Genomic DNA, 19,674 nt, shown 5'->3' with positions numbered 1-19,674 from the left:
CTTCGTCGTCGGTGCGTTCATGGGGTGAAGATCTCGGCCGTGGGCGTCAGGACGTCCTGGCCTTCCGGTGCCGCCGCGCCCGCCCGTACGCGGCCGCCCGCGGCGAGGACGCGCCCGTCGGTGAGGAGCAGCGCGGCGAAGTCCCAGCGGCCTGCGGCCAGGGCGCCGGTGCCCGTCCAGGTGTCGGTGGCGGGGTCGTAGGTGGCGGCGTTGCGGAAACCGGCGGCGAAGCGCGGGCCGCTCGTGCCGCCGAGGACCAGCACCTTGCCGGTCGGCAGCAGGACCGCGCGGTGGCGGCTGCGCCCGCCCGGCATGGGCGCGACCGGTGTCCACCTGTCGGTGGCGGGGTTGTAGAGCTCCGCGCTGTCCAGGCTGCCCGCCCTGTACGTGGTCCCGTGCCGTCCTGCGAGGCTGTCGCCGCCGGTGACGAGGACCGTGCCGTTCGGCAGCAGGGTCGCCTGGTGGCCGGCGCGCGGGGTGGCGAGGCTGCCGGCCGGTGTCCAGGTGCCGGTGGCCGGGGCGTAGATCTCGCAGTAGGCGAGCGCGGCGCGGCCGGAGCCGGTGAGCAGCGCGCCGCCGATGACGAGGATCCGGCCGTCGCGCAGCCGGACGGCCTGATGCCCGGTACGGGCGTCGGTCATCGGCGCGGTGTCCTGCCAGGTGCCCGTGGCGGGGTCGAACAGGTGGGCGGAGTCCAGGACGGCAGGTTCGCCGTCACGGCGTCCCGTGCCTCCGGTGACCAGGACCTTCTGTGCGGCCAGCAGGGTGGCGGTGTGCCCGTGGCGGGCGATCGGCGTGAACGTCCCCGCCGGGACGGTCGTCCAGCGTTCGGCGATCGGGTCGTACACCTCGGCGGCGGCCAGGGCGGAGCCGTCCTCTGCCGTTCCGCCGAAGGCCAGCACTCGCCCGTCGGAGAGCCGGGTCAGGGAGTGCAGGTGGCGGGCGGTCGTGAGTAGGCCGGTCGGCGTCCACGTACCGGCCACGGGATCGAAGACCGTACTGGTGGTGAGCGGTGTTCCTGTCGCGTCCGCGCCGCCCGCGAGCAGCACGCGGCCGCCGGACAGCAGGACCTCGGTGTCCGTGGCGGCGGCGGCCGGCAGCGCCGCGCCGTCGCTCCAGCCGCCGGGGACGGGCGCGGTGCCCGCGGCCTCCGACGAAGGGATCACGTGCAGGGCGCCGGCCAGGCTCGGTTCGGCCTCCACCCACGCGGCGAGTGCCTCGGCCGCCGTGGTCCTGCTGCGGAAGCTCGACGCGCCGGCGGCGATCGGCGGGAACGCCTGCTGGTTGTTGCGTTTGTGGGCGACGACGTAGCGCTGCCCGGTTACTTGGAGGGTGTCCTCGGCGGCATAAGGCTGGCGGAGTGCCGCCTCGTGCCGGGACAGCGGGGAGCGGCTGGTGCTGGCGCCGTCGAGCAGCGGCTGGAACACCGCGGGGCTGACGCTGTAGAGCCGCTTCGTGCGGGTTGGCGCGGTGTCCGGCAGCGGCGCCGTACGCGCGGCCCGCAGCTCGGTCGCGCCGCGAGCCTTGCTGTCGATCACCATGAGCTCGTAGCGGGCGCTGCGGCGCACCGCGCGCGCCGAGGCGAGCGTCCCTTGCAGGGCGGTGAGTTCGAGGCCGGCGTCCTGGTCCTCGTACGGGGCCATGGTCAGCTTGGCGGCGTCGTCCACGTCCTGGAACTGCGCCATGGCGAACTTGTCGTCCTGGACCGACACCTGCACCAGGCCGCTGTCGGGCGCCGGCGCGATGCTGAACCGCTTGCCGTCGCGCGGCCGCTGCGCGCCGACCCGGTCGATGCGCACGTTGAGCGGGATCAGCCGCTGGTGGACGAAGAGCGTGCCGAGCGGGTGCAGCACGAGCTGATCGGTCTCCGGCAGCGTGCGCAGGTTGACCAGCGCCTGGGTGGCGCCGTTCGGCAGCCTGGTCGCCCAGCCCTCCACCTTGCCGATCTCGTCGCAGAGCAGCGGCAGGACGTCGATCGGCGGCAGCGTCGGATTGTCGCTCTCGCCCCAGGTCAGCTCGAAGTCCGCGGAGATCTCGAAGAACAGCAGCGAGATCGACCCGCGCCCGCGCGCCCGCCACGGGGCCGGGCCCTCCAGCTGGAACCTGAGGTGGATGCTGAACAAGCCGACGCCGAAGGCCTTGAGCGACACGTGCGCCGCGATGTCGATGACGAACGCGAAGGGCGAGAACCGGAACAGCGCGTCGAAGCTGAGGTGGCCCTGCAGGCCGAAGTCCTCGAAGCCCAGCACCAGCTCGGCGCTCGCCCCGAACTGCACGGTGTTGCTGGTGACGGCGAAGTAGCCGGACACGCGGATGCGGGCGAACGGCTGGTTGATGATGTCCACCGAGATGCGCGGCGGCACCGGGAACGGCAGCGGCGGCGGTTTGAACGAGGGATGGAAGCCGCCCACCGACAGCACGAGGTCGCCCTCGCCCCAGCCGACGAGCAGGCCCATGCCGCCCTCGATCGTCATGAACAGGATGCGCGACTCGAACAGCTGGGCGTAGAACCACAGCCGCTGCTTGTCGAACTCCAGCGCGCCGATGAAGGCGACCTGCAGCACCAGCAGCGGCAGCTCCTTGGCGGGCAGGACGCAGCGCAGGACGCCGATGATCGCGATGTTGCCCGGGATCTCGACGATGACGCCGACCGAGACACTGATCAGGGTCGGGGTGCCCCAGCCGAGCTTCACCATGGGGCCGACCAGGAAGGTGTCCTGCTCGGGCGGGAAGAAGGCCCGCAGGTCGCTGAGGATGCGCGGCGCGTTGGCGACCACGTCCTTGGGGAACATGACCGACTCGACGCCGCCGGTGCGCACCCCTTCGGCCAGCGCCCCGAGGTTCATGCCGCGGTTGAGTCCGAGCAGGCCGCCGACGGCGAGCAGGGTGAACCCGTACCCCAGTTGCAGGCCGATCCCGCCGAACTCGGCCGTCAGGATGATCAGCAGTGAGAAGCCCTGCGTGCCGTCCGGCATGCGGGTGGAGATCAGCCCGATCGCCTTCACGTCGATGAACCCGGCCAGCCGGAAGGCCAGGGCGCCCGCGTACTCGCCGCGGTCGGGGTCGAAGAAGAGGAACCCGCCGCCGCTGACGATGCCGAGGTCCATGGACAGCCCGACACCCGTCGGCGGTTTCGGGCGGGGCCGCACGTCGACCGGCCCGAGGCTGCCCTTGCCGTCAGGCGTCAAGGCGAACGGGATCTCGATGCCCAGCCCCTGGACGGCGCCCGTGATCGGCCCGAGAGCGGCCTTCAGATCCGTGGTGAGGCCGAGGGTGAACGCGCCGTCCTTGATGCCCACCCGCAGCGTGAGCGCCGACAGGTCGACGGGGCCGAGGGCGGCGTGGGAGGCGAGCCGCACCTCCAGGCCGCCGCTGCCGTCGAAGCGCAGGCCGTCGGCCAGGCCGAAGCGGGCGCCCAGCTCGAAGCCGCTCTCGATCCGTACGTCACTGAGCAGCTTCGCGATGAACCCGTCACCGCCGCCCAGGGTGATGAGGACCTTGCCGCGTTGCAGCAGCGCCCCCAGCTGCACCTCCAGCCGCCCGTCCGGCTCGGCGCGCAGCCGCAGCGTCACGTCCACCTGCTCCACCGAGATGCGGCTGCCGCCGGGCAGCGACAGCAGGACCACCGGGTCGGCGGTATCGCGGCGGTAGCTGTGGGTCACCTCGGCCGTTCCCGCGACGGTGGTGCCGGGCGGCGGCTCGACCTTGGCTCCGCCGGGCTGGAACACCAGTGCCGTGTCCACCGGGATGTCGGCGTCCAGGCGCAGCGTGAAGGTCCATGCCTCGCCCCTGCGCTCGACCGATCCCGTGCTCAGCCCTTGCGGCAGCTCCAGCGCGATGCCCGGCGGGTCGAGGTCGGCGCGCGGGACGAACGAGGCGAAGATCAGGTCCAGGGTGGGCGGTGTGGCGCTCTGGTCGAAGAGCGACGGCAGTCCCGCGTACGCGGCGATCCGGTCGAGCACGGAGAGGAGCTTGGTGCCGTCGAAGCCCGGCGCGTTCCAGTCGTACAGGGCGGCCAGTTGGGCGTTCGGCTCGCGCAGCCAGCCGCCGATGCGGTCGAAGTGGAAGTCGTTCTCGGTGTGGAACGGCTTCTGCGGGTCGAACAGGCCGACGTTGCGGTCCGTACGCACCAGGACGCCCAGAAACTCCAGCAGCTCGTTGACGCCCTGCTGCCGGCCCAGGTAGTCGGCGAGCAGCAGGTTGAACACCCGCTGCGGGAACGTCGCCAGGATCGGCTCCGCGCCGGGCAGGTTCAGGCCCGCCAGCGCGGTCTTCAGGCCGTCGAAGCCGGAGATGACCGCGCTGACCTGGCCGCCGGCGCGCGCGATCCGGCGCAGGACCTCGTCCCACTGCTCGGCCTCTGCCGCTTCCTCGATCTCGCGCAGCAACTCGAGGAGGAAGCCGACGGATCCGGTGGTGGCGTTGAGCGCCGGCGCGATGGTGGTGGCCTGCGCGTCCGTCAGCGGCAGCCCGACGCCGGCGAAGAACTCGCGCGCCCCGGCCGGGGAGAGGCCGGTCAGCGGGGACAGCAGCGTGGACAGCTGGCCGAGCAGCCCGTCGAGGCTGCCCCGCTCACCGGTCACGACCGCGCTCGCGGGCGGGCGAGCGCGGCGGGGACGTCCTGCATCGTCTCGACCGGCAGCAGCGCGTCGATGAGTTTCTGCCCGTAGCGTTCGAGGTCGCGGCGGAGCGCGGGCCCGGCGTGCTGGAGCAGCAGGGAGAGCATGGTGCCGGCCAGCCGGGCGCGGCTCACGCCGTTGATCACCGTCGGGATCGGGTGCCCGGGAGTGCGGACGCCCCGCACGCAGTGATGGTAGAAGGCCGCCCCCTGCAGGGCCTGCCAGGCGGCGGCGATGTGGCGTTCCGACCTGAGCAACTCCCGCACCTCCCTCCGGTGCTGTCCGATCTTGCCCAGCAGCAGCCGCCCGAGCAGGCTGGTACGCAGCTGGTCACGGAGCTCCGCCACCCCGCGCCGCCGGGCCAGCTCGGCCGCGGACGGAGGCCGGCCCACGACGAGGTGCACCGCGGCGCCCGCGCTGGGAGCGGCGCCCGACCAGCCGTCCTCGACGGCGGGGATCTCCACCTGGAGCCGCTCCAGGACCTTGCCGATGGGCGTTGCGACGCCGAGATTGCCGACGTTCGCGAACTCGGGCGCGGACCGGTCGAGCTTGAAGAACTTGTCGATCGGGCTCGCTCGGATGATGATCGCTATGACGCGGTTCTCGTGATTGATCACCACGCTGCCCGAGTCGCCGCCTTCGAAGGTCAGCTCCTCACCGTTGCGGTAGCTGTCCTCCAGCGACTGCCCGGGGATCGGGCTGGGCCTCGGCAGGATCATGAACTGATTGACGTTGGTCATGGACCCGGCCTTATGGTCACTGGGATCGGACATCCCCACCCGCATGATGATGCGGTCGGGATCGGAGACGTCGGGCTCGGTGAGCGTGTTGCTCAGCATGGTGCCGTACTTCAGCCGCCCGTTGACGGCGTTGTAGACCCGCACATACTGCTCGTGGCTCGGCAACGTTCCCAGGACCGGGCCCTTGCCGATGCCGAGACCGTCGGTGACCGCCCCCTTGATCGGGATCGTGGTCACCGTGCCACCGAGGTCGACCTGCCAGACGTTGCGGAACATGACACCGGGGTCGAGCCGGGCCATCGCGCAGTCGGTCTCGCTGGCGTGGCCGTTCACCACCGTTCCCAGCACCCGGACCTTGGCCGGGATCCAGTTGAAGCCGCCCGTCCACTGCCCTTCGCGGTAGCCGCCCACCCACTCGCCGCCCTCGATGGGCTGGGCCTTCTGGTTCGGGTCGTAGACGGGACGGCCGATCCGTACGCCGCCCGAGCAGCAGGAGCTGTAGTCGGGGGAGTGGACGGCCATGTCGCCGATGACCTTGAACCCGGGGAACAGGACGTGGGAACAGCTCAGCAGAACGGGATGGCCGCTGCTGTCGCGGGCGAAACAGCCCAGCGAACCGGGCCCTTTGCCGTGATTGGTCTCGATGCTCGCGCCGGCCGAGACGAACGGCGGAGCGGCCGCCGCCATCGGGAGTGGCGCCCCGAGATTCTCCACCGTGCTCATGGCGACTCCTCCCGGCCCGCTCCCACGGGTTCGGCCGATCCGACCGGTGTCACACCGAGGCGGTCCAGCACCGGTGCGATGGGGCAGGCGACGCCGTCGCCGCCCGCGGTGGCTCCCCAGAGCAGCCCGACGAGGCGGCGCCGCTCGTCCAGCAGCGCCGCGCCCGAGTCGCCCGACGTCGAGAAGGCCCGCCCTGGATCGCGCGGCCCGACCAGCAGCTGCCCCGGCGCGCGGAACTCGCGGCCGTCGATGAACGGCCGGTCGAAGTAGGCGACGTCGAGGAGGACGCCGTCGGTGCGGCCGGTGCCCGGCCCGTGCTTGCACACCAGCGCCTTCGGCTCGGGGCGGGCGACCTCCACCGGCCACGGACCGGCGAGCGCGAGCCGCAGCCAGCCGGGCAGGTGCCGCACGTCGTCGAGCCTGACGAGCGCGGCGTCGACGAAGTACTCCTCGCCGTCATGCTTGACGGTGCCGAGGTGGCCGAGCCCGGCCTGCCCCAGCCGGACGGGCTCGTCGCCGTCGGACGGCAGCGCCCAGACGACGTCCCCGGCCTGAGCACCGGATCCGTGGAGCACGTGGTGGCCGGTCAGCAGGTGCGGGGCGCCTCCTGCGTCGCGTACGAGGACGGAGGCGACGCCCGGCACACCGCGGGCGTTGACGATCCGCACCGCCGGCGGCCCCATGAGGCCTGGCAGGCTCAGCGTCCCGTCGGGCGAGGTCGCCCGTCGCACCAGGTCCAGGATGTACTCGCCGTGGGCGGCGAGGTCGGCGCGCAGCCCCTCGCTGCCCTCCCTCATCAGCACGTCGCGCATCGCGGTCAGCGTGTCCACCGGGCTCACCCCGTCGATCTCCGCCGGGAGCGGCCGGTCCGGCCGCTCGGCGCCGCGCAGGACGGCGTTGACGTACGCCGGCCCTTTGCGGCGGTGCCAGGTGACCATGACGCGCCGGTTGTGATGCACCAGCTCACGGACCTCGGCCACGTGCCGGCGGATCACCTTGCCCAGTCGTTCGCCCAGCTCGCTGCGTTCCAGGGAGGTCCATGCGGCGTGGACCGCCGACCAGTCCAGCGGGCGCCCGCCGCGCCGGATGGCCATTCCGGGAACGGCGACCGCGTTGCCGGCCGTGGTCACGCCGGGGGGAGCCAGCTCGACGTTCAGGTGCTGGAACGCGGCCCCGACGAAGATGCCTTGGGAGCGTCCGGTGAGGATCTCGACGGGGGCGCTCATCCCCGTGACGAGAATGGTCTGTTGGAGGCCCTGGGCGAGGATGCCCACCACCTTGCGGTCGTCGTCGACGATGGGGGTGCCGGAGTCTCCGGGCTCCGAGAAGTGCTTGCCTCTGACGATCAGCGTCGGCACGGCGGCGGTGCCGCCGACCGTAACGGTCAGACCGGACTGGTCGAAGTGCGCCTTGATCTTCTGCGGGGTGCTCGTCGGGTCCGCGGTGAGATACCGCTCCATGTCCAGCCGGTACTCGGTGACCGGCTCCTGGCCGGGAGGAGGCACGACCTCGACCTCGAACACCCACGCCTGTCCCTCGCCGCCGGCCTCTTTGATCGGCACCCGTTTCAGCGCGACGATCTTGCCGCGGGAGAACTGGGTCTTCGCGCCGTACTTCTGCACCGGGATGTGGCGTTCGACGGGCAGCGACAGCGCGCCGTCGGGCGACGGCTCGGACGCCGAGAGCGTCCATTCCGCGATGAGGTCACGGACCCCCGCGATCATGCCGATCTTCGGCAGCTCGTTGGACGCGTCCGTCTTGGCGGCGAGCTCGACGAGCGCGGCGTCCACCGCGAAATCGACCTGGCCGATCCTGACCTTGGCCTGGATGGACTTGTCCATCAGCTGATCAAGGGTCTCCCGTACCACGGTGCCGATCGGATTGTTGCACTCGATCTCGCAGCACTTGCTCAGCTCCGGTGAGTACACCACCTTGGTGTCCTCGGCCGCGTCCGCGGACGGCGCCAGGCCGAGGACGTGCGCGCACGTCAGCATGTAGCGGCCCGGCACGCCCGGCTTCCTGACGATCAGTCCGGCTGTGCCCTGGTCGAAATGGCCGAGCTTGCCGCGTGTCACTCCCTTTCCCGCATGCACGCTGGGCGTGCTGGAGTGCGGGACGGCGCGCGGTTCGAGAAGCTCGTGGAGGGAAAGTCGCCCTTCACCACCGACGGGATCGTCACTCATCTCGTCTGCCCGCGAGAACGGGCTGAAGTGGTGCCCTTCATGGGAGATGCCACGCGCATCACCTCATTCGGTCGGGATGGCTGCGCATCTCGGCTCGCAGGTTACGAGTTCATTGGACCCGCGAAATGAGGCGGCGGCAAGTATTTCGAAGAAATGAGTTGACCCACTTAAAAGTCGGCAGATATGTAAGAAAAGATCTTCGTCTAAAATGCTCGGGCATTCAAGGTGACATTTCGGGATTTGTCCGGTTGTGGTATTTGTGCCGCGTACGGGAATGGCGCCGCCCAGCGGCGATCCACCTGGATCAGGTCTTCACGTCAACTAGCCCCCGTGCTGCAGGCCGGAGCCCCCGTGATCGCCGTCGACGACGCAGAAGTCGTTGCCCTCCGGATCCCGCATCCAGGCATGGGACTCGAACCGCTCCTTGACGGTCGCGCCCAGGCCGGCCAGGCGGTCGATCTCCGCCAGCCAGTCCGCGGACACGATGTCGAAATGCACGGGCGTCTTCGACCGCGGCTCGAGCTGGACCTTCTGAAAGCAGATCTCGAGGTGGGGTCCGTCGAGGATGACGCTCGGATCGGTCTCCGGCGTGTAGCCGAGCGAGGCGAGGCGGTCGATCTCCGCCTCGTCGTAGGGCCGGATGTCGAACTCGTCCAGCGCGGCTGCCCAGAACCGGGCCAGCGCGGACGGAGTCTCGCAATCGACGACGACCTGCTGAAGACGTGCCATACCGGGCTCCTATCGTGTGGGCGGTCTCTGAACCGTCAAGGGATCAGTCTTGCTCAGCCCGCGCCGAGTGCAGGGCTGGATCGTGGTGGTTCGTCGGTCTTCCGGCCTGACGACGGCCAGAGCCGGGCGCACCTGCGTCCTTTCTCCAGGGCCCGAGGTGCGTGAGTGGTGTGGGGCTTGCGACAGTATGGCGGGATGGACTCTGAGAAACTTCGCGAATCGATCGGCAAGGCCTGGACGACGGACGTGCTGCCCAGTCTCTCCGGGCTGGTCGAGATCCCCGCCGTGTCACCCGCCTACGACGCCGCCTGGCAGGAGAACGGGCAGCTGCGTGCCGCCGTCGAGCACGTACGGGATTGGGTGGCGGCGCGGGGCCTGCCCGGCGCGCGCTGCGAGGTCGTGCAGCTGGACGGACGCGCCCCGCTGCTGCTCGTGGACGTGCCCGCGACGCCGGGCGCGACGGCGGCCGGGACCGTGCTGCTGTACGGGCACCTCGACAAGCAGCAGCCGCTCGGTGACTGGTCGGAGGGCTTGGGTCCGTGGCAGGCGGTGATCCGCGACGACCGGCTCTACGGCCGGGGTGCCGCCGACGACGGCTACTCGGGCTATGCGGCCACGACCGCGCTGGAGGCCGTGCACGAGGCGGGCGGCGAGCACGCCAGGGCCGTCATGGTGCTGGAGACGGGGGAGGAGTCCGGCAGCCCGGACCTGCCCGCTTACCTGGAGCATCTGGCCGACCGGCTCGGCGAGGTGTCGCTGGTGGTCTGCCTGGACGGCGGCGGCGGTGACTATGAGCGGTTGTGGCTGACGTCCAGCCTGCGCGGCGCGGTGCAGGCGACCGTGACGGTGCGCGTCCTGGAGGCGAGCGTGCACTCCGGGCTCGGGAGCGGCATCGTGCCGAGCTCGTTCCGCGTCATGCGCCTGCTGCTCGACCGGCTGGAGGACCCGGAGACCGGCGAGGTCAAGGTGCCCGAGATGGTGGTGCCCATCCCGGAGGAGCGGCGCGCGGAGGCGGCGGAGCTCGTCGCCCGGCATCCGGACGTCGCCGTGCCCCGGCTTCCGGTGCTGCCTGGCATGCGTCGCGTCTCCGACGACGAGGTCGAGCTCGTCCTGAACAACACCTGGCGGCCGACGCTGTCCATCACCGGCGCCGCCGGCCTGCCCGACCCGGCGGTGGCGGGCGCCGTGCTGCGCGACCGGACGTCCCTGCGGCTGAGCTTCCGCCTGCCGCCTTCGGCCGACGCCGAGGCGGCGCGGGCCGCGCTGGAGCGGATCCTCACGACCGACGTGCCGTACGGGGCGCAGGTCGAGGTCGGCGAGTACATGGTGATGAACGGCTGGCACGCCCCTGAGACGACCCCCTGGCTGGCGTCGGCGTTGCGGCAGGTCGGCGATGGCGTGTTCGGCAAGCCGTGCCAGAACCTGGGCATCGGAGGCGGGATCCCGTTCATGGAGATGCTCGGCCGGCGGTACCCGCGGGCGCAGTTCGTCGTCACGGGGGCACTGGGTGCGGACTCGAACGCGCACGTACCGGACGAATGGCTGAACATCCCGTTCGCCGTCCAGGTGACGGAAGCCGTCGCCCACCTCCTCGACGCCCACGCCCGCGCCGCCGACCCGGCCTGAACCCCTGTGACGAAGGCCCCGGCCACCCGGGGCCTGGCGTGATCCGCGTCGATGTTCAGTACACGGTTGGCGGCGGCCATCCTGGTGACCGCGTCAGCCCCCCGGCGCCGACGCCGCTCGCACCGCACGCGAGAGGATCGTCAGTTCTGGGTGAAGGCGAGTGGTACGCCGCAGGCGTCCTCGGCGGTGACGTAGAAGCCGTCGGGGGTGGTGCGGGTGTCGATCATGTTGTGCTCGATGAGGCCGCGTGCGGCGGTCAGGTCGCGTACGGCGACGGTGTGGGCGGCCAGCAGGGGCAGGGCAGGCGCCGTGTGGCCAGGGAGGACGTCGCCGAGCGCGGACTGCGCAATGATCTCCACTCGGCCGTGTCGCAGCATGAGCACGTGTTTGGGGCCGTCGATCCACACGTCGGCGTCCAGGAGGCGGGCGTAGCGCTCCTCGTGCTCGTCGATTTCGTCGTCGGGCACGACCACCAGCACGCCGTGCAGGCCGACGGCGCCGTTGGGGTGGTCGAGGTAGCGGGGCTGATGGACGTACTGCGGGGTGTGGTGCTGGGTGGCCTGGAGCGCTCCTTCGGGGGTGTGTCCCGCGTCGATGCGGACGCTGTCGGCGCGTACCGTGCGGGCGCCCTCGGGGGTGGCGACCTCGCGTTCCAGCGCGCGGATGCCGGTGGAGGCCAGGCGGGCGGCGTGCAGCCGGTCGGCGGTGGTCTGGATGTCGCGTGAGCCGAGCGTCATCAGCAGGCCGCGGTAGGTCCGGCGCAACTGGTGAACGCCCCAGGGGTCAGGGGCGGCGGGGTCGACGATGCCGAGCAGTTCGATGAACGACTGCCCGAAGTAGGCGCACCGGTTGGCGGTGCAGGTGGGCACGAGCGGGCCGCCGGGTCGTTCGGCCAGGTGGTGAGGTGAGACGGGGCTGAGCGTGAAGCCGAGAGCCTCGAAGCGGGCGGCGGCCGCGGCGAGGTCGGTGGTGATGAGCACCGTGTGGTCGATGGAGTCGATGTCGGCGGTCATGTGGATCGTCCTCAAGAGTTCGGTGGGTCAGGCGGCCGCTGCGACGGCGGCGGCGATGAACAGCACTTGCAGGGCCGTACGGGTGGGCAGGGGCGTCACCGGCTTGCCGGCCAGGGTGAGACCGCGGCGGGCGGCCGAGACGTTGGCAGGGAACATGGCGAGCATGAGCAGGGCCAGCCCGATCGCGGCGTAGGGCGCGAGCGGCGGGTACAGCAGCCCGGCGGCGCCGGCCAGCTCCAGCACGCCGGTGAGCGTGACCATGAGCTCCTTGTGCGGGATCGCCGGCGGGATCATGGCGACGAAGTCGCGCCGCCATGAGGGCAGGAAGTGCGGCACGCCGGTGAAGACGAACATCAGGGCGAGCGCGCCGCGCAGGGCCGGCTGCCAGGCGTCCAGGATGTCGACACCGGCCAGGCCGATGAGACGCAGAACGACGAAGCCCCCGGTGAGGGCGATGAACGGAACCATCCCGTCCTCCAATCTTGTCGTTGGCAAGATTGGAGGAGGATGCGCATCTTGTCAATGTCAAGATAAGGTGAGGTCGCCGCACCGGACCCGGAGGTGAGAGAGATCCATCAGTACCACCACGGCAACCTGAAACGCGTCATCATCGACGCCGCGCTGCAGGCCATCGGCGAGTCGGGCCCGGCGGGCTGGAGCCTGCGTGAGCTGGCCCGCCGCGCGGGCGTCTCCCACGCCGCGCCCGCCCACCACTTCGGCGACAAGCAAGGCCTGCTGACCGCCGTGGCCGTCGAGGGTTTCGCGCTGTTCGGCGACGCGCTCGAGCGCGCGGCCGATGACGTGTGGGAGGTCGGCGTCGCCTACGTCCGCTTCGCCATCGACCATCGGCCCTACTTCGAGGTGATGTTCCGGCCCGAGCTCTACCGCGCCGACGATCCGGCCGTCCAGGCCGCGCACGAACGCGCCGCGAACGTGCTCATCACCAGCGCCCGCGCCCTGTCGCCTGGTCCCGAGCACGACCGGATGACCACGATCGCCGCCTGGTCGCTGGCGCACGGCTTCACCAGCCTGTGGCTCAGCGGCGCGCTGCCCGAGAGCGCTTACGAAGACCCGGAGGCACTGGCCCGCTCCATGATCCGCCTCGTCCTCGGCGCCCTGCGATGAGCGATCGGGCGCTCGGCCGGCGTGAGCACGGCGTGAGCACGACGTGAGCACGGCGGTCGGCCAAGAGCGGGAGCCGGGTGCGGGAGTCAGGTGCGGGCAGCATTCCCCGGTGGAGGGCGGGCAGGAGTCCGGCTCGTGACAGGGAGGTCGTGCCCGCTCCTGAGGGGGCGACGACGATCGGCGAACCGCGCGTCCGTCAGGCCGGGTGGTCGAGGGCGTGGAGGGACTCGACCCGTACTTCAGCCGCTACCTGCCGCAGGTCGTCGTCACCTGCTGCGTGCCGGTGGCACTGGTCGGCTGGCTGTTCACGGTCAACCCGCCGGCCGCGGCGATCCTGGCCGTGGCCGTGGCCAGGGTCCTGGTCATCAGATACCTCCGAGGAAACTCCCGCCTTCAGGCGGGAGGAATCGGACCCCTGCGGAGCAGGACAGGGGCAGCCGGTTAGCCGTCAGGCGAACCGGCGTCAAAACGCCGTGCGGCACCGCAGGGTTCGGTAGTGTGTTCGGCGGTGGCGATGACCAAGCCACCGGACGAACGATCGGAAACATCCTCGCCGCCGGGCCGGCGGAGAGGTGAAACGCCTGTGGAGCTGGTGTAAGACCTCAACGAGAGTTCCTTTCTCGGGCGGGCGACCGGCGGTGAAGCAGGAAGCCTCACGGGCGACCGTGGGAATCCCCCTCGTTCACGAGGTGGAGGAGGTCAATCCCCGGTTCTGGGACGCGACCCTGCTGCGGAGGGGACGCGGCCGGTGGGCCGCGTTCGCCGCGCTCGCCTCCGACTACCTGGAGGCGACGCAGGGCATGGCGACGCTGCGCGCGTTCGGTGCCGACGGCACGCTGGGCGCGCGGCTGGCCGGACGAGCTCACGGCCTCTACCTGACGACGATGCGCCAGCTCAGGATCTCGCTGGTGGAGACCGGGATCAGCACGTTCTTCGTCCAGGCGGGCGCCGCCGCGGCCATCCTCGCGGCCGCGACCGTGGGCAGCGCGTGGGAAGTGTTCGTGGTCCTGGTGATCGCCGTGGAGTGCTTCCGCCCGGTGAAGGGCCTCTCCGACGCCTGGCACGCCGGATATCTCGGAATCACGGCCGTCGACGGCATCGAGGCCCTGCTGGCGGCGTCCCCGGCCGTCGAGGACCGGGGCACGCGACGCGACTTCCCCGACGCGCCCGCCGTCACGTTCGAGCATGTCACCTTCACCTACCCGGGCGCCCCGCGGCCCGCCGTCCGCGACGTCTCCTTCACCGTCGAGCCGGGCCGCACCGTCGCCCTGACCGGCCCGTCCGGCGCGGGCAAGAGCACGCTCGCCGCCCTCCTGCACCGCCACCACGACCCCGACCAGGGGAGGATCACCATCGGCGGGATCGACGTGCGCGACCTCACGCTCGACGCGCTGCGCGGCGATGTCGCCGTGGTGGCGCAGGACACCTACCTCTTCCACGGCACGGTGGCCGAGAACCTGCGCCTGGCCCGGCCGGACGCCACCGACGAGGACCTGATGGCCGCCGCCCGGCTGGCCGCCGCCCACGACTTCATCGCCGAGCTGCCCGGCGGGTACGACACGCCCCTGGGAGAGCGCGGGGCGACGCTGTCGGGCGGGCAGCGCCAGCGGCTGGCCATCGCGCGGGCACTGCTGGCTGACGCCCCCGTCCTGGTGCTCGACGAGGCCACCTCGCACGTGGACGCGCGCACCGAGCAGGCCCTGTCCGAGGTGCGGCGCGGACGTACCTGCCTGATGATCGCCCACCGGCCCGACACCATCCGCCAGGCCGACCACGTGGTGACCCTGGAGAACGGCACCCCTCTGGAGACCGTGGCATGAACCCGTCCATCCGCTGGGTCGCGGGCGCCGTCGGCGCGCACCGCCGCGCCTTCATCTCCACCCTCGTCTCCAACCTGCTCGGGCAACTCGCCGCGCTCGGCGCGACCGTGACCGGCGCCTGGCTCGTCGGCCGCGCCATCAGCGGGCAGAGCGCCCCGCTCGACCTGGCCGGCGCCGTGCTCGGCGGGCTGGTCGCCGTCGCCACCCTGGCCGCCTGGTGGGAGACCTACGTCGCGCACGACCTGGCCTACCTGGTGCTGGCCAGGCTCAGAGGCCAGGTGTACGACGCGATCGCCAGGATCACCCCGGCCCGCCTGCTCGGCCGCCGCAGCGGCGACCTGTCGGCGGTCGCGCTGTCGGACATCGAGACCCTGGAGTGGCTGTTCGCCCACACGCTGGCGCAGCTCATCACGGCCGGCACTGTGCTCGTCGCGGGCAGCGTGGCCGCGGCGACGATCGATCCGCTGCTGCTGACGGTGTCGCTGCCGCTGGCCGCATTCGTGGTGGCCGTGCCGCTGTGGTTCCGTAACACCTCGCGCAGGCAGGGCGACGAACTGAGGGCCGCCACCGCTGAGCTGACCTCCGACGTCATCGACACCGTCCAGGGCATGCCCGAGCTCACCGCCTTCAGGGCGCTCGAACGCCGCAGAGACCTGCTGGCGCGCAGGACCCGCCGGCTGGCCCGCGCCCAGGCGGCCGACGCGGCGCGCGGCGGGCTGGAGGCCGCCCTCACCGACCTGCTCCTCGCCGTCGCGGCGGCCGGGACGCTGCTCCTGGTCGCGACAGTGATCCCGAACCCGGCCGCCGCGCCGGTGGCCATGGTGCTGGCCGCCGGCGCGCTCGGCCCCGCGGCGCAGGTGGCGCTGCTGCTCAAGGAGTACGGCGCGTTGCGCGCGGTGGCCGGCCGCGTGCACACCCTGGTCACCGCGCCCGCCAACGTGCCGCCGCCGCGCGAGCCCCTCCAGGTGGCAGAACGGCCGGACGTGGTCTTCGAGGACGTGCGCTTCCGGTACACACCCGATGGGCCCGACGTGCTGCGCGGCGTGTCCTTCCGCATCCCGTACGGCCAGACGGTCGCCCTGGTCGGGGCGTCGGGGGCGGGCAAGTCCACCTGCGTGTCGCTCCTGCTGCGCTACTGGGACCCGGACGGCGGGCGCATCCTGGTCGGCGGCGTGCCGCTGCCGCGGATCGCCGATCTGCACCGGCACGTCACGGTCGTGCCGCAGGACGTGCGCCTGTTCGCCGGCACGATCGAGGAGAACGTGCGGCTCGGCGCCCCCGGCGCCGACGCGGCGGCCGCCCTGCGCACCGCCCAGCTCACCCTCGATCCGGAGCTGCCGGTCGGCGAGCGGGGCGCCACCCTGTCCGGCGGCCAGCGCGCCAGGGTGGCCGTCGCCCGGGCGCTCGCCACGAGCGCGCCGGTGCTCGTCCTGGACGAGGCGGTGGCCAACCTCGACCCCGACAACGAGGCCCGCCTCACCGAGGCGCTCCGGCAAGCCGCCGCGGGACATGCCACGCTCGTCATCGCCCACCGCCTGTCCACCATCCGCCAGGCCGACCACATCGTGCTGCTGGAAGAGGGACGCGTCGCCGCCGAAGGCTCCTACGACGAGCTCGGCGAGCGGCTGTCCCACCTGTTCGCCCACCGCCCGTGAGGCAGCCGGTGATCACGCCGGCCGACGGCATGGTTCACGCACGGGCCGATCACACCGCTGACCGACACCGCCATGCTCGACGGCGGGTTCCGCCAGGCCGGTGAGCATGCCGCGGAAGCCGCTGGGGCGCCCAGGTCCGCACCGCCGGATGCGTCAGGTGGGGGGCGAGCAGGAAGCGCCCCGCCATCAGCAGGGCCACCAGCAGGGCCACCAGCAGGGCCACCAGGACCATGAACGCCCACGGAACCCGGCCGAGCCCCCTCGCGCCCGGGACTCCGGCGGCCGGCCACCGTCCGGGAGCGGCCGGTCCGCCGTACTCGGCCGCGCCATCACCCTCCCGCCCGCACTCAGGTACGCGGCAGCAGACCAGCGCGGCTGTCTCACCGCTTACGCCCGATAGCGGCGGAAGCCCGGCGTGGTGATACGGTCTGCCGGAAATGATTCTCATTTTCGGGAGTGTCCTTGAGATCGTTGCGCGAGTCAGGTTCCTCGGACTCCGGCGTGGCATCGTCGCCGGCGGTCCCGGGAGCTGAAGATCCACCCACCGGTAGAGCGGCGCCGGCCATGCCGCTGATCGTCGTTCCGCTGGCCGGTGTCCTCGCGGTGTCGATGCTGCTGGCGATAGGTCTCGGCGCCGCGGCCGTGCCGCCGGGGGAGACGCTGCGCTACCTGTGGGCGGCGGTGACCGGCGGCTCGATCACGGCCGAGGAGGTCACCGCGTACCAGATCATCTGGCAGGTACGGACCCCGCGCGTGCTGCTGGCGGTGCTGGTGGGCGCCGGACTCAGCGTGGTCGGCGTGGCCATCCAGGCGATGGTGCGCAACGCACTGGCCGACCCGTTCGTGCTCGGCGTGTCGTCCGGGGCGTCGGCCGGAGCGGTTCTGGTCAGCGCCAGCGGCGCGCTCACCGCCCTGGGGATCTACGCGGTGTCGGCCGGCGCGTTCCTCGGCGCGCTGCTCGTCTCCGCCCTGGTCTACCTGGCCTCGCGCGGCACCGGTGGGCTGTCGCCGTTGCGGCTGGTGCTCACCGGGGTGGCGATGGCGTTCGGCTTCCAGGCCGTGATGAGCCTGATCGTGTACTTCGTCCCGGATGGCGAGTCGACCAGCACGGTGCTGTTCTGGTCGATGGGCGGCTTCGGCGCGGCGACCTGGGGAGCGCTCCCGGTCGTGGCGGTCGTCACCGTGGTCACGGTCGTGGTGCTGCGCCGCTCCGGGCGGAGCCTGGACGTGCTCGCCCTGGGCGACGAGACCTCCGTGAGCCTGGGCGTGGACACCGTCAGGCTCCGCAAGGGCCTGTTCGTGCTGACCTCGCTGGCCACGGGCGCGATGGTCGCGGTCAGCGGCGCGATCGGCTTCGTCGGGCTGGTCATGCCGCACCTGGTGCGGCTGTGGGTCGGCGCGGCACACGTACGCGTGCTCACCATCGCGCCGCTGGTCGGGGCGATCTTCATGGTCTGGGCCGACCTGGTGGCCAGGACCCTGGTGGCGCCACGCGAGCTGCCATTGGGCGTGATCACCGCGCTGGTCGGCGTGCCGGTCTTCGTCGTCCTGCTGCGCCGCCGAGGCTACCTGTTCGGAGGCCGCTGATGACCCGCCTGCTGCTGGACGATCTCTCGGTGTCCATCGACGGCGTCCCCATCGTCAAGGAGCTGGCGCTCGCCGTCGGCGACGGGGAGGTGGTGGGGCTGGTCGGGCCCAACGGCTCGGGCAAGACGACGGCGCTGCGCTGCGTGTACCGCGCGCTGCGGCCCAGCGGCGGCGCGGTCCTGATCGACGGCAGGGACCTGTCGCAGCTGCCGCTGCGCGACAGCGCCCGGGTCATCGCCGCCCTCACCCAGGAGGGGCGGGCGGACCTGGACTTCACGGTCGAGGAGGTCGTCGCCCTCGGCCGTGCCCCTCACCTGCGCGGCAACCAGGCGCTCAGCGCCCGCGAACGTGAGCTGTGCCGCCAGGCGATGGCGCGGATGGAGGTGCTGCACCTGGCCGGCCGTGGCGTGCTGTCGTTGTCCGGCGGGGAACGCCAGCGCGTCCTGGTCGCCCGGGCGCTCGTCCAGGAACCCCGGCTGATCGTGCTCGACGAGCCGACCAACCATCTCGACCTGCACCACCAGATCCGGCTGCTGTCGATGCTCAGGGGCGCCGCGCTGAGCGTGCTGGTCACCCTGCACGACCTCAACCTGGCCGCCTCCGCCTGCGACCGGCTCGCCGTGCTCTCCCACGGCGTCCTCGTCGCGTGCGGCCCGCCCGCCGAGGTGCTCACCGAGGAGCTCCTGCGCGAGGCGTTCGGCGTCGAGGCGAGCGTCGTCCCCCATCCGCTCACCGGGGTCCCCCAGGTGCTCTACGACCTGGGCACGGCCACGACCATGAAAGGAAACCCGAAGTGAACAGACGCACCCCCGCCGTGCTCCTGACCGCCGTGCTCCTGGCCGGCGCGCTCCTGCTCGCCGGATGCGGCGCGCAGGTGGAGGGCGGCGCGACCGCCGCGCGCACGGTGACGGTCAAGAGGTGCGGCGAGGACGTCCAGTACACCACGCCCCGCCGGGCCGTCGTCTACGAGGGCGGCAGCGCCGACAAGCTGTTCGCGCTCGGCCTGACCCAGCACGTGCACGGCTACGTGATGCCACCCGCCAACCCGCCGGTCACCGAGTCGCCCTGGGCGGCCGAGTACGCCAAGGTGAAGTTCCTCAGCGACGACCTGCTCAACCGGGAGCTCGTCGTGGACGCCAAAGCCGACTTCGTGGTCGCCGGCTGGCGCTCCGGCTTCAGCGACCAGCGCGGCATCACCCCCGCGATCCTCGACGGGCTGAACATCCAGAGCTTCATGCACACCGAGTCGTGCTTTAACTATCCCGGCCACCCCGAGCGGGTGGCGCCGTTCGAGGCCCTCTACACCGACCTCGAACGCCTCGGCAAGATCTTCGGCGTCGAGGCCAGGGCCCAGGAACTGATCGCCGGCTACCGCAAGCGCGTCGAAGCGGTCCAAGCGCAGGCGCCCAAGGGTGACCCGACCCCTGTCTTCCTGTACGACTCGGGCACGGACAAGCCGTTCACCGCGGGCAGCCAGGTGCCGCCCACCGACATCATCCGCTTCGCCGGCGGCCGCAACATCTTCGGCGACCTGGACGCGCGGTGGGGCGAGGTCACCTGGGAGGCCGTGGTCGAGGCCAAGCCGGAAGTCATCGTCATCCTGGACTACGGGGACAAGCCCGCCACGGAGAAGATCAAGTTCTTGAAGGAGTTCCCCACCACCAGCAAGCTGCCCGCCGTGGTCAACGATCGCTTCTACGTCCTGGACTACAACGAGGGCATCAGCGGGCCGCGCAACATCGACGGCCTGGAAGGGTTCGCGAAATACCTGAGCGAGCTCCAGACGTGACCGGATGAGTACCGGAGCATGTTGTAGATCACGAGTCTCGTTCGTCCCCCGTCCCCTCGGAGGCA

General features: G+C 71.7%; 14 protein-coding genes. 8 read left to right on the top strand and 6 right to left on the bottom strand.

Going from position 1 to position 19,674, the window contains the following annotated elements; genetic code table 11:
- Positions 1-17: 17 nt before the first annotated feature.
- The 4 genes from ACFFR3_RS19530 to ACFFR3_RS19515 all read right to left on the bottom strand — a co-directional run bounded on the left by ACFFR3_RS19530 (position 18) and on the right by ACFFR3_RS19515 (position 8,994).
- Entirely contained in the window at positions 18-4,583 is a 4,566-nt protein-coding gene (locus ACFFR3_RS19530; RefSeq protein WP_345408696.1) for a DUF6603 domain-containing protein, read from the bottom strand.
- Positions 4,580-6,082 carry a hypothetical protein gene (locus tag ACFFR3_RS19525; RefSeq protein WP_364382299.1) on the bottom strand — a complete coding sequence of 501 codons (1,503 nt, stop codon included), beginning with the start codon at positions 6,080-6,082 and terminating at the stop codon, positions 4,580-4,582. The genes ACFFR3_RS19530 and ACFFR3_RS19525 overlap by 4 nt, the downstream gene beginning before the upstream one ends.
- On the bottom strand, positions 6,079-8,157 hold the full coding sequence (locus tag ACFFR3_RS19520; protein ID WP_379483579.1) for a chymotrypsin family serine protease: 2,079 nt from the start codon (positions 8,155-8,157) through the stop codon (positions 6,079-6,081). Before ACFFR3_RS19520 ends, ACFFR3_RS19525 begins: the two co-directional genes overlap by 4 nt.
- A gap of 429 nt (positions 8,158-8,586) precedes the next feature.
- A complete protein-coding gene (locus ACFFR3_RS19515; RefSeq protein ID WP_379483578.1) occupies positions 8,587-8,994 on the bottom strand; it encodes a VOC family protein in 408 nt (135 codons plus the stop codon).
- A gap of 195 nt (positions 8,995-9,189) precedes the next feature.
- On the opposite strand from ACFFR3_RS19515, the gene ACFFR3_RS19510 reads away from it, so the two are divergent.
- Positions 9,190-10,620 carry a M20/M25/M40 family metallo-hydrolase gene (locus tag ACFFR3_RS19510; RefSeq protein WP_379483577.1) on the top strand — a complete coding sequence of 477 codons (1,431 nt, stop codon included), beginning with the start codon at positions 9,190-9,192 and terminating at the stop codon, positions 10,618-10,620.
- A 140-nt stretch (positions 10,621-10,760) separates the two neighbouring features.
- On the opposite strand, the gene ACFFR3_RS19505 is transcribed toward ACFFR3_RS19510, so the two are convergent.
- Entirely contained in the window at positions 10,761-11,633 is an 873-nt protein-coding gene (locus ACFFR3_RS19505; RefSeq protein ID WP_379483576.1) for a VOC family protein, read from the bottom strand.
- Positions 11,634-11,660: 27 nt separating this feature from the next.
- Positions 11,661-12,101 carry a DoxX family protein gene (locus ACFFR3_RS19500; protein ID WP_345408682.1) on the bottom strand — a complete coding sequence of 147 codons (441 nt, stop codon included), beginning with the start codon at positions 12,099-12,101 and terminating at the stop codon, positions 11,661-11,663.
- A 93-nt stretch (positions 12,102-12,194) separates the two neighbouring features.
- Between ACFFR3_RS19500 and ACFFR3_RS19495 the strand changes: the two genes are divergently transcribed.
- From ACFFR3_RS19495 to ACFFR3_RS19465, 7 genes are all read left to right on the top strand, one after another.
- Positions 12,195-12,758, top strand: a complete 564-nt coding sequence (locus ACFFR3_RS19495) for a TetR/AcrR family transcriptional regulator (RefSeq protein ID WP_364382284.1) — start codon at positions 12,195-12,197, stop codon at positions 12,756-12,758.
- Between the two features lie 217 nt (positions 12,759-12,975).
- Positions 12,976-13,203 carry a hypothetical protein gene (locus ACFFR3_RS19490; RefSeq protein ID WP_345408676.1) on the top strand — a complete coding sequence of 76 codons (228 nt, stop codon included), beginning with the start codon at positions 12,976-12,978 and terminating at the stop codon, positions 13,201-13,203.
- A 220-nt stretch (positions 13,204-13,423) separates the two neighbouring features.
- Positions 13,424-14,578, top strand: coding sequence for an ABC transporter ATP-binding protein/permease (locus ACFFR3_RS19485; protein WP_379483575.1), 1,155 nt, complete (start codon positions 13,424-13,426; stop codon positions 14,576-14,578).
- Positions 14,575-16,233, top strand: a complete 1,659-nt coding sequence (locus tag ACFFR3_RS19480) for an ABC transporter ATP-binding protein (RefSeq protein ID WP_379483574.1) — start codon at positions 14,575-14,577, stop codon at positions 16,231-16,233. The genes ACFFR3_RS19485 and ACFFR3_RS19480 overlap by 4 nt, the downstream gene beginning before the upstream one ends.
- Positions 16,234-16,704: 471 nt before the next feature.
- Positions 16,705-17,820 carry a FecCD family ABC transporter permease gene (locus ACFFR3_RS19475; protein ID WP_379483594.1) on the top strand — a complete coding sequence of 372 codons (1,116 nt, stop codon included), beginning with the start codon at positions 16,705-16,707 and terminating at the stop codon, positions 17,818-17,820.
- On the top strand, positions 17,820-18,617 hold the full coding sequence (locus ACFFR3_RS19470; protein WP_364382272.1) for an ABC transporter ATP-binding protein: 798 nt from the start codon (positions 17,820-17,822) through the stop codon (positions 18,615-18,617). The genes ACFFR3_RS19475 and ACFFR3_RS19470 overlap by 1 nt, the downstream gene beginning before the upstream one ends.
- Positions 18,614-19,609, top strand: a complete 996-nt coding sequence (locus ACFFR3_RS19465; protein WP_364382269.1) for an ABC transporter substrate-binding protein — start codon at positions 18,614-18,616, stop codon at positions 19,607-19,609. The genes ACFFR3_RS19470 and ACFFR3_RS19465 overlap by 4 nt, the downstream gene beginning before the upstream one ends.
- Positions 19,610-19,674 lie beyond the last annotated feature (65 nt).

Source organism: Nonomuraea salmonea, assembly GCF_042428605.1.
Classification (GTDB): domain Bacteria; phylum Actinomycetota; class Actinomycetes; order Streptosporangiales; family Streptosporangiaceae; genus Nonomuraea; species Nonomuraea salmonea.
This window is presented reverse-complemented; position numbering and strand designations above follow the sequence as displayed.